The following is a 12,587-nucleotide window of genomic DNA, read 5'->3' as shown; positions in this document are numbered from 1 at the left end:
GATTCAATTCCGGGGGATACAGCAATGTTTTATGCAATGGAATCACCATCCAGTTCTCGGGTGCAGCGTGTGGCCGGCACGATCCTCAGCGGCCTGATCGTCGCCTTTCTTGTTTTTGACGGCGCGATCAAGCTCATTCCTTTGCCTGTGGTTACGGAGACTATGGAAGCTCTCGGCTATTCCGCCGATCCGGCATTGGCGCGGCTGCTCGGTGCCATCACGCTTCTTTGCGCAGTTCTATACGCCATTCCCCAGACATCGGTTCTCGGCGCGATCCTTCTCACCGGTCTGCTCGGTGGGGCGATGGCGACGCATCTCAGGGTCGGCAGCCCGGTGTTCTCGCATCTGCTGTTCGGTTTCTACCTCGGCGTCATCGCCTGGGGCGGACTTTATCTTCGCTATGAAGCGGTTCGGAAAATGATTCCGTTCCTGCGTTGAAGCTGTTGATTTTGGATTCGATTTGCTATGCCTCGCTGCCACATCTATTTGTGGAGCGAGCCATGCCGCAAGTCACCATCGCACCAGTCAGGCAATCCGATGCTGGCGAACTGATCGCGGCGAATATAGCGAGCCGCGCTTATCATACGCCATGGGCCTATCCCTTCCTGGATCGGGATGGCTTCGATGCCTGGTTCGGGCAAACCGTGACCGGATCCAATATCGGCCTGGTTGCGCGCGATGCCGGTTCGGGCGGTATCGTCGGAGTGGTCAATATCAGCCAGGTGGTTTGGGGCGGTTTCCGCAGCGCCTTTCTCGGCTATCACGGCATGGTGGCCTTTGCCGGCCAGGGTTTCATGACCGAGGCACTACGTCTGGCAGTCGCCCATGGTTTCGACGATATCGGCCTGCATCGGCTGGAGGCTAATATTCAGCCCGCGAACCATGCCTCCATCGCCTTGGTGCAAAGGCTCGGCTTCCGCAAGGAAGGTTTCTCACCCAAATATCTGAGGATCGGCGGCGTCTGGTGCGACCATGAACGCTGGGCGTTGCTGTCGGACGATCCGCGCCTTTGATGTCCAGCATCAAGGGCTTCCGATGTCGATTCCGAAGCGGCGGACAAGCTGTTGAATTCGGATTCGAATTAGAGGCTTAGTATCAACATTGTCGAACAAACCGTTCGACAATTCATATTTGCGGTATCAGCCTTGCCTTCCTATTTCGTCCGTCAATGACAGATGGGATTTTTATCATGGAACTTGGTCTCTATACCTTCGCGGACGTCGATCCCAATCCCGCCCTCAACAAGGGTGCGGAAGCGGCGCGTCGCCTGAAGAATTTGATCGCGGAGATCGAGCTGGCCGATCAGGTCGGTCTCGATGTCTTCGGGCTCGGCGAGCATCATCGCCCGGATTACGCAGCATCGGCTCCGGCCGTCGCCCTTGCGGCGGCTGCGGCAAAGACGAAGAACATCCGGTTGACCAGTGCCGTGACGGTGCTGAGTTCGGACGATCCGGTGCGCGTATTCCAGCAGTTTTCGACGCTCGACCTCATTTCCAACGGCCGCGCCGAGATCATGGCGGGACGAGGCTCGTTCATCGAGTCCTTCCCGCTCTTCGGTTACAATCTCGAAGATTACGACCAGCTTTTCGAGGAAAAGCTCGACCTGCTGTTGGCGATCCGTGAGAGCGAACAGGTGAATTGGACAGGCGAACTCCGCCCACCGATCCATGGGCGAGGGGTCTATCCCCGACCGCTGCAGGATCCCTTGCCGATCTGGGTGGCAGTCGGCGGCACGCCGCAGTCAGTTGCGCGCGCCGGTGCCCTTGGTCTGCCGATGGCACTTGCCATCATCGGCGGCGAGCCGCGCCGGTTTGCGCCGCTCATCGATCTCTACCGCGAGGCCGCCCGCCGCGCCGGGCAGGATGCAGCCAAGCTAAAAACCAGCATCAATGTTCACGGCTTCGTAGCCGATACGACTGAGGCCGCCGCCGATCAGTTCTATGGCCCGCAGGCCGAGGTGATGAACCGGATTGGCCGCGAGCGCGGCTGGGGACCGACGAGCCGGGCACATTTCGACCAATCGCGCGGGCCGCATGGTGCGCTCTTCGTCGGCGATCCCGAAGTGGTGGCGCAGAAGATCGTCGCTCATCACAAGCTGTTCAAGAATGATCGCTTCCTGCTGCAGATGGCGATCGGCACAATGCCGCATGAGCAGATCATGCGCGGGATCGAGCTTTACGGCACGAAAGTCGCGCCGCTTGTCAGAAAGGCATTGACTGAAGAAAGCGAAGAGGCGAAAGCGACGGCTTGAACGCCTGTCCGAACAGACGCATGCTATCCGGAAGCTTTGAATGATCATCTCGAACGACGACGAACTGACCAAGCTGAAAGAAATCGGCCGCATCTGCGCCAACGCCATACAGGCGATGGCTGCGGCGCTGGAGCCGGGCATCACCACACTGGAACTCGACAATATTGGCCGCAAGGTGCTGGACGATGCCGGCGCCCGCTCGGCGCCGGAACTTGTTTACAAATTTCCCGGCGCCACCTGCATCAGCGTCAATGAGGAAGTGGCGCATGGCATTCCCGGTCCGCGGGTGATCCAGGCCGGCGATCTCGTCAATCTCGATGTTTCCGCGGAGAAGGATGGTTTCTTCGCCGATACCGGCTCGTCCTTTGCCGTGCCGCCGGTCAAGCCGAAGATCGAACGTCTTTGCCGCGACGGCAAGCGGGCGCTCTGGGTTGGGCTGAACCAGGTGCGCAGCGGCGCGCCTTTCTCGAAGATCGGCCACGCCGTTGGTGCTTTCGCCCAGAAGAACCGTTATACGCTGATCGCCAATCTTGCGAGCCATGGCATCGGCCGTTCGCTGCATGAGGAACCGGCGGAAGTGTCTACCTGGGCTGATCCGGACGAGACCCGCATCATGCAGGACGGCCTCGTCTTCACCGTCGAGCCGTTCCTATCGCTCGGCGCAAGCTGGGCGGAGGGCGGCGATGATGCCTGGACGCTCTATGCCGATCCGCGCGCGCCCACGGTTCAGTTCGAGCATACCGTCGTCGCCACCCGCAACGGGCCTGTCATCCTGACCTTGGCGGACAACTAAGCGGCTAGACCTTAGTCTTCCGCCTTCGTCTCGCCGCGGATGATATCGGCGGCGGCGCGTTCGAGAATTGCGGCGATGCGCGCGCCTTCAGCCTTGCTCCATGGATATTTCGAGCGCAGCGCCGAGCGCAGAAGCTGGCGTGCGAGGTGAACATCGCCGGCATCGCGGCCGAACGGGCCTTCGCGGCCTTCATCGTCGCCGGCATCTTCGCCGCCAAAGACGCGCCTGACATGCGCCATCTTCTCGCCAATGGCGCTGAGCTTGGCGAGCGTCGCCTCGACCAGCGCCTGGTTTTCCTCGACGCGCTTCTGACCGTTTTCAGTGATGCGGTAGAGTTTCTTCGTGCCGCTCGCTTCGACTTCGGCCAGGCCCGTCTCTTCCAGGTAGGTGAGGGCGGGGTAGATGACGCCGGGGCTCGGCACATAGAAGCCGCCGGAGCGCTCTTCCAGGGTCTTGATCAGTTCATAGCCATGCCGCGGCTGCTCGGAAAGCAGGGCGAGAATGATGAGCTGCAGATCAGCGGCATCGAATTTTCGGCCGGTGCGAAAGCCGCCGCCGAACATGCCGCCCTTGAAGCCTCTCATGAAGTCTCTCCTGTGCCTCCCGTGTGAATCACGGCTTTCGCCATGTCGTAGGATATATGCCTCGATGGTGTCAAAGCTATCGCCGCACATGCGATCTCTAAAGCCTCTCATAATGTATCTCCTTTGATGACGAGGGTTTATATCGTTCGTCATGTCGTACGATATATATCGTAAGATAGAATTCTGCAAGAGGGCACGGGATTTTTGCAGTGAAGGGGTTGCCGGATCTCTGAACGGCGACAGGGTGGCCTTCCTAAAAAGGGAAACCGTGGCTGAACAATCGCATCACGATCATGGGATAAGCGATTACATCTATGTAAGAATAAGCCAAGGCCGGTTGCCGCCTCCAGCGAAGTGCCTTAGGTTCGCCGCGAATAAACGTCATTGCGGTCGCTGACCCAATCAAGAAAGCTTGCCTCCCGTGTTTCACTCTTTCTTCCCCCAGCCAAAGCTGTTCTTCACCTCGATGGTGGTCTGGACGATTCTCTGCATAGCAGTCTGGTATGCGTCTCTTTCCGATTTGGGGACGCATCTCGGTTTCGTCATGCCTGCGGAAGGGCAGGAGCCCTATGACCTCAGCTATTTCGTGTTGTGGGGGAATCTCTGGTTCTACGGGTTTTTCTTTTTATGCACCGCGATTTTCTGCGGGGCATGGCACATCAAAGCCTGGGATCATCCCTGGAAGCTCTGGTCGATCTGGGGCTCGGCGCTGATCATTCTGGTCACCTATTTCGGTGTCCAGGTGTCCGTCGTCGTCAACAACTTCCGCCGTCCTTTCGGTGACCTCCTGCAGGCTGCGCTCACGAAACAGCCTGGGGTGACGGTGGAGAGCTTCTACACGTTGATGATAATCTTCGCGCAGATCGCCTTCCTCAGCATGTTCGTCTCCATCCTGACGGATTTCTACACCAGCCATTATATCTTCCGCTGGCGTACGGCGATGAACAGCTTCTACATGTCGAAATGGGAAAAGCTGCGTCACATCGAAGGCGCTTCGCAGCGTGTGCAGGAAGATACGATGCGTTTTTCCAGCACCCTGGAAGGATTGGGCATCAGCCTGATCAACTCGGTGATGACGCTGATCGTGTTTCTGCCGATTCTGCTTGCGCTTTCGAGCTATGTCACCGAACTGCCGATCATCGGCAAGATTTCCCATTCGCTCTTCTGGCTGGCGCTCTTCTGGTCGGCTTTCGGCACGGTGTTGCTGGCGGTTGCCGGCATCAAGCTGCCCGGCCTGAATTTTAAGAACCAGCGTGTGGAAGCAGCTTACCGCAAGGAGCTCGTTTACGGCGAAGACAATGGCGAGCGTGCGCAGCCGGCGACCGTCGGAGAGCTCTTCGCGAATGTCAGGCGGAACTATTACCGCATTTACTTCCACTACGTCTATTTCAACGTCGCCCGCTATTTCTATCTGCAGGCGGACTCGATGTTCGTGTTGTTCATGCTGGTTCCGACCTTTGTCGCCGGCGCGATCACCTACGGCATCTATCAGCAGATCGCGACCGCCTTTGGCCAGGTCAGCAATTCGTTCCAGTATCTCGTCAACTCCTGGACGACGATCATCGAGCTCCTGTCGATCCACAAGCGCCTCAAGGCTTTCGAAGCGGCGATCGATGATGAGCCGTTACCGAAGATCGACCAGACTTATCTGGAGCGTGAGACCGGCATCGTGCATGTCGATGGGTAATGAAACAAGGAAAAGGCTCCGGAAGCGGAGCCTTTTTCAATGATACCAATGGCGGGAAATTGGGAGCGTTAGGCTAATCGAGGAGCCTCCGCTTGCCGCACCACCGGCCTTAGCTTTGCTCGGGCTCGCCCAACCGCTCCTCACCCCTGTTGCGCTTTGCCTCGCGCCGCGATCAATGGGATCGCCTGGGAATAGCTGACGCAGGCAACGCCGTCCTTGTGGCAGACGTCGCTGACGAAGCGATCAAGCGCGCGCCAATAGGCGCCGTCGTTCATTTCGACGAAATGGAAGCCGAGCTGCAGCGGGATGCGGTCGCCATTATATTGCTTGGCGAAGGCGGCTTCGAATGCATCGAAGGTGCGGTCTTCGAAGGACTTGGAATCCGCCTTGTCTTCGACGCCCTTGGAATGGTGAACATAGAGATTATAGTCCATGCCGATCACCGGATGGTGGTCCGGACCCTCAGGGATCAGCGGCAGGCCAAAGCGGTAGATGCCGTCGACCACCTGCGGCAATGCCGGGCCTTTGGTCACCAGGCTGGCGTCGTACTGGAAACCCACGGCCTTTTCGGCGGGCATCAGGCCGTCGCTGGTCGAAAGATAGGGCGCGCGGAAACCTTTGACGTCTTTCGTCGCAAATTCCTGCCAGCCCGGTGGTTCCTTGTCCGCTTCGCCGACGTTCTTCCAGGCATCGCGTAGCGCGATGCGGGCATTCATGAATTCCTGCTGCCAGTCTGCCGATGTCCATGCTTTGCCGTCGAAATGGCCGCAGGCGTGGCTGGAAATATCGTGGCCTTCGAGATGTGCGCCCCAGATATTGGCGATACGCGTGTGCACGTCGTCCTCGCTCTTGGCGAAACCGACATTCGATTTGCCGGCTCTCTGTCCCGGCGCCTGATAGACCTTGGCCTGATCGCGGTTCATCAGGAAGGTGCAGGACAGGAAGTAGGTGAAATGTGCGCCGTTGCGCGAAGCGATCTCGCGGCTCTTCGTCCACAGCGCATTGTCATGTGCGCCGTCGAAAGAGATCATTACCAATTGCTTCGGCTTTTCTTGAGCCTCGGCAATTGCCGGCAAGGCAAAGGAGAGGGCGAGGGAGGTGAAAGAGACAAAACGAAACATGGGCACCGTGAAAATTGTGGAGGTGGGCATGATCTTGTCCGTAATCCGCTTCACGCTTTTCGCAGCGTGAACATGCGGTTCGGGAGAGATGCTTAGCTTTCTTGCCTCCCTGCCGGTCAAATGCGGCAAAGCTGCGGTCCCGCTGGCAATTTTTCGCCATAGTCGATACTGGTGTCTCTATAAGACACGAACAGGATTTCACTCATGTCACTGCTCATCCTTGGCATCATCCTTTTCCTTGGTATTCATCTGATCCGCGTCGTGATACCCGGCTTCCGCCGCTCGATGATCGAGAGTCTCGGCGAGGGCGGCTGGAAGATCGGATATTCGATTGCCAGCATCGTCACGCTGATTCTATTGATCTACGGCTTCGGGCAAGCGCGCGATTCGACCCCGATCTGGTCTCCGCCATTCTGGATGAGCCATATCACCATCCTGCTAATGCTTTTTGCACTGATCTGTCTTGTCGCCTCTCTGCTGCCGGCAGGGCATATCGCGGTCAGGACGAAGCATCCGATGGTGCTGTCGGTGAAGATCTGGGCCTTCGCGCATCTGCTTTCCAATGGCGATGGCGCCGCCATGCTGTTGTTTGCCGCCTTCCTGGCCTGGGGCGTTATCATGCGGATATCGCTGAAGCGGCGCGAACGCGCGGGCGAGATTTCCCTGCGGCCCTTCGTTTCGGCGAAATACGATCTTTATGCCATCGTCATCGGCATCGTGGTCTGGGGATTGATCATTTGGAAGCTGCACGCGTGGATTATCGGGGTTTCGCCGCTCGTTATGTGACGATTTCTGCCATTCCCCCTTACAACGGCCGCAAAATGGAGTAGAAGGCCCCACTACCCATAAGCTCTTTGCAATATTTTGGCCTGGGCCGGAGACGAGAATGGCATTCAACGACGATAGCTTCATCCGCGAGGTGAACGAGGAACTGCGTTCGGACCAGTTGCGGTTCGTATGGCGCCGTTTTGGCCGGCTTATCATCGGTGCTGCCGTGCTCATCGTTCTCGGCACTGCGGCCTTTAGCGGCTACCGCTACTGGTCGGGTCGTCAGGCCGGCAGCAGCGGCGATCAGTTCATCGCCGCGTTGACGCTGGCTGACCAGAACAAGACGGACGATGCGCTGGCTGCATTGGCCGCCATCGAGAAGAGCGGCAGCGGTTCTTATCCGCTGCTGGCGCGCATGCGCGCCGCTACGCTGCAGGCGCAGAAGGGCGATACGGCCGGCGCGATCGCCGCCTTCTCGGCGATCGGCAAGGAATCCGGCGTTCCGGCCGTTATCCAGGATGCGGCTCGCCTGCGCGCTGCTTATTTGCTTGTCGATACGGGCACGTACGACCAAGTTGCCGCGGAAGCCCAGGAACTGGCCGTGCCGGCCAATGCCTTCCGGCATTCCGCACGTGACGTGCTCGGTCTTGCTGCCTACAAGGCCGGCGATTTTGCCAAGGCGCGTCAATGGTTCCAGGCGATCGTCGACGATCCCCAGAGCCCGCGCAATGTCGGCAACCGCGCCCAGATGCTGCTTGATCTCATTACCGCATCCGGCAAGGCACCGGTCGCGAAAGGCTGAAGGGTAAATCACTAAATGAGTTTCACGGTTGCGATCGTCGGTCGCCCGAATGTCGGTAAGTCCACTCTTTTCAACCGTCTGGTTGGCAAGAAGCTGGCGCTTGTCGACGACACGCCGGGTGTGACGCGCGACCGCCGTCCCGGCGATGCGCGCCTCGTCGATCTTCGTTTTCGCATTGTCGATACCGCTGGTCTTGAAGAAGCCGGCGAGGAGACGTTGGAAGGCCGCATGCGCGCCCAGACGGAGGCTGCGATCGACGAAGCCGATCTGACGCTCTTCGTCGTCGACGCCAAGATGGGCCTGACACATGTCGACAAGGCGCTGGCCGAAATGCTGCGCAAGCGCGGACGCCCGGTGGTGCTCGTCGCCAACAAGTCGGAAGCACGCGGTTCGGATAGCGGTTTCTACGATGCTTTCACGCTCGGCCTTGGCGAGCCTTGCCCGATCTCTGCCGAACATGGCCAGGGCATGATGGATCTGCGCGATGCCATCGTCGAGGCGCTCGGCCATGAGCGCGCCTTTCCGCCCAGGGATGATGAGGCGGAGACGAATGTCAACATTCCGCGTCCTGCCGTCGGCGAAGACGGTGAAGAGATCGACGAGGAGCCGGCCTATGACGACACGCGGCCGCTGCGTGTCGCGATCGTCGGCCGCCCGAATGCTGGCAAGTCGACCCTGATCAATCGCTTCCTTGGTGAGGACCGGCTGCTGACCGGTCCGGAAGCCGGAATTACCCGCGACTCGATCTCGGTCGATTGGAGCTGGCGCGGCCGCACCGTGAAAATGTTCGATACCGCCGGCATGCGCCGCAAGGCCAGGGTGACCGAAAAGCTCGAAAAGCTCTCCGTCGCCGATGCGTTGCGCGCCATTCGTTTCGCGGAAACCGTGGTCATCGTCTTCGACGCCACCATTCCCTTCGAGAAGCAGGATCTGCAGATCGTCGATCTCGTCGTCCGCGAGGGCCGGGCCGCCGTGCTTGCCTTCAACAAGTGGGACATGATCGAGGATCGCCAGGCGGTGCTTGCCGATCTGCGCGAAAAGACCGATCGGCTGCTGCCGCAGGCTCGCGGCATTCGCGCCGTCCCGATTTCCGGTCAGACGGGCGAGGGGCTGGATCGCTTGATGCAAGCGGTCGTCGATACCGATAAGGTTTGGAACAAGCGCGTGTCCACCGCAAGGCTCAATCGCTGGCTGGAGACGCAGCAGGTCCAGCATCCACCACCGGCGGTTTCCGGCCGGCGCATCAAGCTGAAATACATGACCCAGGTGAAGGCGCGCCCGCCGGCCTTCATGATTTCCTGTACGCGCTCGGATGCGCTGCCGGAATCCTATGTGCGCTACCTGATCAACGGCCTGCGCGAAGATTTCGCCATGCCGGGCGTGCCGATCCGCATCCATTTCCGCTCGTCGGAAAATCCGTACGAGAGCAAAAAGAAGCGGTGACGGCCCAGGGGATCAGTGGCTGAGGGATCAGGCCGCGTTCTTGCTCAGTGCTTCGCGCAGCTTAATGATTTCCACTTTCAACCGCGTCAGCTCGTTCGCCGTCGTATCCGATGCATCGAGAATGCAGGCGGGAATGCCTGTGGCTTTCTTCTTCAAAGCCGTGCCTTCGCTCGTCAGGCGGATCAGCACCTGGCGTTCATCTTCCTTGCTGCGGGTACGCCGGATGAAGCCGGCGGCTTCCAGGCGCTTCAGCAGCGGCGTCAGCGTACTTGATTCCAGAAAAAGCTTTTCGCCGATGCCGCCGACGGTCTGGCCATCCTCCTCCCACAACGTCACCATGACGAGATATTGCGGATAGGTGAGGTTCAGCTCGTCGAGCATGGGCTTGTATAGCCGATTCATCGCATGGTTCGCCGAATAAAGGGCGAAGCATATGAAAGTATCCAGTTTCAGCGGGTCGTCTGTCATGTTTAGCACTCCATAAGCGACTTTACTTAAATCGTGCGATAAATAATCGTATACATAAAAATGCATGACAGCTATGCATTTTCTTGATTTTAGCGATAAAGAGTCCTGCGCAATGTAAGTTGCCTTGGAGAGCCGGCCACGCGGTTCGCGGATGGTCACCAACATTGGTGCCGATGCCAAGTCTGTGGCGGAACATGCCAAAGAATTCAATGTTGTGACGTTCGCGGATGAAGGCAAAACGTCGCTATGCGTGCCAGTGAACGCGGTGGACCGGCTAACTGTTCCCTCGCCGCATTGCGCAATATGACGTCACGCCTGCGCCGGCCAGAGCCGGTTGCGATGCGAACCTCATTCCTTGTCAGCTAAAGATCGAAGAGAATCGTGAATTCATGCGTGCCTGACACGCAACAGCGGCCGTCGGGCGACGGCGAATGGCCCACACTCAGTCGTTTCGAGGCAACGTCCGGCCGCGATGATTGGCGAGACGGACGTTGCTGATGAATTGCGTCGTGGCGGCTTCCCAGGAGTAGTTGAGTGCCAGCGCGCGAGCCTCTTCGCGGGAAGAGGAGAGTGCGGCACGGCAGGCTTTCGCCAGGTCTTCATCGACGACGCCGGCTGCATCGTTGCCACCAAGGATATCGGCGGGGCCGGTGACGGGATAGGCGGCGACGGGGACGCCACTCGCCAAGGCCTCCAAAATAGCGTTGCCGAACGTATCGGTCTTTGACGGGAAGACGAAAACGTCGGCTTGCGAATAGGCATGCGCTAGCGCTTCGCCGAACTTCGAGCCGAGGAAGAGCACCTTTGGATAAAGTTTCTGCAGCTCGGCGCGCGCCGGTCCGTCGCCGACGACCACCTTCGAACCGGGAAGGTCCAGATCGAGGAAGGCCGGCAGGTTCTTTTCGAGCGCTACCCGGCCGACGGTCATGAAGATCGGGCGAGGCAGGCCGAAGGGGTTTTCCTCGAGCGGCTGGGGGCGAAAAAGCGTCGAGTCGATGCCGCGGCTCCAGGGCAGCAGATTATGGATGCCCTTCTGCTTGAGCTCACTGGCAAGGCTCGGTGTCGCCACCATGCAGCCGGAGCCGGCATTGTGAAACCATTTGACGAAGGCGTAGAGCCAGCTCTGTGGGATCGGCAGCCTGGCCGCAACATATTCGGGGAAGCGGGTGTGATAGCTCGTCGAAAACGGCATGCCGTTTTTCAAGCACCAGCGCCTGGCCGTCAGCCCGAGTGGACCTTCTGTCGCGATATGCACATAGGTTGGCCGGACCGCTTCGATCCTGGCGGCGACTTTGCGGTAGCTTGCAATCGACAAGCGGATTTCCGGGTAGGTCGGGCAGGGGACGTTGCGGAAACCTTCCGGCGTGATCATGACGACATCCACGCCGATACGCGCCAGTTCGCGGTTGGTATTTTCGATGGAGCGGACGACGCCATTCACCTGCGGGTGCCAGGCATCGCTGACGATGAGCAAGCGCTCCGGCGTCGCGACCGGGGTAGCCGCTTCGGCCCATGCTCTGTGATCGATGTCCGACAAGCGCTGCAACATATCCAAAAACGTTCCATCCGCACCGCACCCTCATGGTGTCGGTACAACCAATTCCGGTGCAGTAAAGATGATTCCCGCGCCTGCCTTATTGTGCGGGGTGTCTATGATGGAAATATTACAGTGTTCAGCCGGCGGCCTGCAGCTTTTCCGGCGGCACCAAGGCACCGTGTTCCTGGATGACCTTTGCGGCGATCCCTGCGGCAAAATGGGCGGCGGCAACGGGGTCGTCATGCTCCAGATAATGCGCGAGGAACGCGCCATTGAAGCTGTCGCCGGCGCTGGTGGTGTCGACGACCTTGGCGACCTTGACGGCTGGAACAAGCGTTTCGCCGGCATCGGTTCCGACGGTCGCGCCGTCTGGACCATTCTTGACGACGACCATATTGGCGCCATGCTGCCGATAGCGGCGGATGGTGCCGGCAATCGAGTCGTCGGCGAAATGAGAGACCTCGTCGTCGAAGCTTGGCATCACTAGCGTCGAGGCCCGTGCGCCTTCGCCGATCATGGTATGCATCGCGTCGAAGCTCGACCAAAGACGCGGGCGCAGGTTGGGGTCGAAGACCACCAGCTTGCCGACGGCCTTGGCGCGGCGGAGCTCGGCAAGCAGCGTCTCGGCGTCTTCATGCGACAGGATCGCCAGGGTGATGCCGGAGAAATAGAGGACGTTGGACTCTTCGATCGCGGTGCGAAGCCGGTCGCCATCGGCGGCAAGCTGGCGGGCAGCCGAACTATCGCGCCAATAGCTGAAAGAGCGCTCGCCATCCTTCAGGTTGATCATGTAGAGGCCAGGCGTCTTGCCACGGAGACGGCGGATATTCGAAATGCCGATGTCATGCGCTTTCATGAAATCCAGCATTTCGTCTGACATCGGGTCATCGCCGAGCGCGGTGAAATAATCGACGGACCAATCCGCCGGCAGGCAGGCGCGGGCGTACCAGGCTGTGTTGAAGGTGTCGCCGGCAAAGCCCTTGCGCAGATGCCCGTCCGGGGCCTGCGACAGCTCCACCATGCATTCGCCGATCGATAGAAAATGCCCGCCCAAGACGTCCTCCTGCGTTTTCCCTTCGCTGCTGCATACGCGTATGTGGCTGCTTGAGCAAGGCGAACGGCGGGCTGCGCCG

The 12,587-nt window shown here is 59.4% G+C and carries 13 protein-coding genes; 8 read left to right on the top strand and 5 right to left on the bottom strand.

Going from position 1 to position 12,587, the window contains the following annotated elements:
• Positions 1-24: 24 nt before the first annotated feature.
• The 4 genes from QD357_RS07830 (at position 25) to map (ending at position 3,044) form a co-directional block, all read left to right on the top strand.
• Positions 25-438 carry a DoxX family protein gene (locus tag QD357_RS07830; protein WP_107108735.1) on the top strand — a complete coding sequence of 138 codons (414 nt, stop codon included), beginning with the start codon at positions 25-27 and terminating at the stop codon, positions 436-438.
• A gap of 62 nt (positions 439-500) precedes the next feature.
• Positions 501-1,013 carry a GNAT family N-acetyltransferase gene (locus QD357_RS07825; protein WP_107108857.1) on the top strand — a complete coding sequence of 171 codons (513 nt, stop codon included), beginning with the start codon at positions 501-503 and terminating at the stop codon, positions 1,011-1,013.
• A gap of 176 nt (positions 1,014-1,189) precedes the next feature.
• On the top strand, positions 1,190-2,251 hold the full coding sequence (locus tag QD357_RS07820; protein WP_414124130.1) for an LLM class flavin-dependent oxidoreductase: 1,062 nt from the start codon (positions 1,190-1,192) through the stop codon (positions 2,249-2,251).
• Between the two features lie 40 nt (positions 2,252-2,291).
• Entirely contained in the window at positions 2,292-3,044 is a 753-nt protein-coding gene (gene map / locus QD357_RS07815; RefSeq protein WP_107108733.1) for a type I methionyl aminopeptidase, read from the top strand.
• A gap of 11 nt (positions 3,045-3,055) precedes the next feature.
• Here the strand turns inward: map and QD357_RS07810 are convergent, their stop codons facing one another.
• Positions 3,056-3,628 carry a PadR family transcriptional regulator gene (locus tag QD357_RS07810; RefSeq protein WP_107108732.1) on the bottom strand — a complete coding sequence of 191 codons (573 nt, stop codon included), beginning with the start codon at positions 3,626-3,628 and terminating at the stop codon, positions 3,056-3,058.
• 421 nt (positions 3,629-4,049) lie between these two features.
• Here QD357_RS07810 and sbmA point away from each other — a divergent pair, with 421 nt between their 5' ends.
• Positions 4,050-5,315: a peptide antibiotic transporter SbmA gene (gene sbmA / locus QD357_RS07805; RefSeq protein WP_107108731.1), complete on the top strand. Its 1,266-nt coding sequence runs from the start codon at positions 4,050-4,052 to the stop codon at positions 5,313-5,315.
• A gap of 140 nt (positions 5,316-5,455) precedes the next feature.
• Here sbmA and QD357_RS07800 read toward each other — a convergent pair whose 3' ends face one another.
• Positions 5,456-6,436 (bottom strand): polysaccharide deacetylase, encoded by a 981-nt coding sequence (locus QD357_RS07800; RefSeq protein ID WP_107108856.1) that lies wholly within the window; start codon positions 6,434-6,436, stop codon positions 5,456-5,458.
• A gap of 204 nt (positions 6,437-6,640) precedes the next feature.
• Between QD357_RS07800 and QD357_RS07795 the strand changes: the two genes are divergently transcribed.
• The 3 genes from QD357_RS07795 to der all read left to right on the top strand — a co-directional run bounded on the left by QD357_RS07795 (position 6,641) and on the right by der (position 9,449).
• A complete protein-coding gene (locus tag QD357_RS07795) occupies positions 6,641-7,222 on the top strand; it encodes an NnrU family protein (RefSeq protein WP_107108730.1) in 582 nt (193 codons plus the stop codon).
• A gap of 100 nt (positions 7,223-7,322) precedes the next feature.
• The gene (locus QD357_RS07790) at positions 7,323-8,006 is read left to right on the top strand and encodes a tetratricopeptide repeat protein (RefSeq protein ID WP_107108729.1); all 684 of its coding nucleotides are present in this window, start codon (positions 7,323-7,325) and stop codon (positions 8,004-8,006) included.
• A 15-nt stretch (positions 8,007-8,021) separates the two neighbouring features.
• Positions 8,022-9,449, top strand: coding sequence for a ribosome biogenesis GTPase Der (der, locus tag QD357_RS07785; RefSeq protein WP_107108728.1), 1,428 nt, complete (start codon positions 8,022-8,024; stop codon positions 9,447-9,449).
• A gap of 27 nt (positions 9,450-9,476) precedes the next feature.
• Here the strand turns inward: der and QD357_RS07780 are convergent, their stop codons facing one another.
• From QD357_RS07780 to QD357_RS07770, 3 genes are all read right to left on the bottom strand, one after another.
• Positions 9,477-9,917 carry a MarR family winged helix-turn-helix transcriptional regulator gene (locus QD357_RS07780; protein WP_107108727.1) on the bottom strand — a complete coding sequence of 147 codons (441 nt, stop codon included), beginning with the start codon at positions 9,915-9,917 and terminating at the stop codon, positions 9,477-9,479.
• A gap of 442 nt (positions 9,918-10,359) precedes the next feature.
• Positions 10,360-11,466: a glycosyltransferase family 4 protein gene (locus QD357_RS07775; RefSeq protein WP_107108726.1), complete on the bottom strand. Its 1,107-nt coding sequence runs from the start codon at positions 11,464-11,466 to the stop codon at positions 10,360-10,362.
• Between the two features lie 124 nt (positions 11,467-11,590).
• A complete protein-coding gene (locus QD357_RS07770) occupies positions 11,591-12,508 on the bottom strand; it encodes a sugar kinase (RefSeq protein ID WP_107108725.1) in 918 nt (305 codons plus the stop codon).
• Positions 12,509-12,587: the final 79 nt, after the last annotated feature.

This window comes from Rhizobium sp. BR 317 (assembly GCF_047445835.1).
GTDB lineage: Bacteria > Pseudomonadota > Alphaproteobacteria > Rhizobiales > Rhizobiaceae > Rhizobium > Rhizobium paranaense.
The sequence above is the reverse complement of the archived record's forward strand: the minus strand, read 5'-3'. Positions and strand labels throughout refer to the sequence as shown.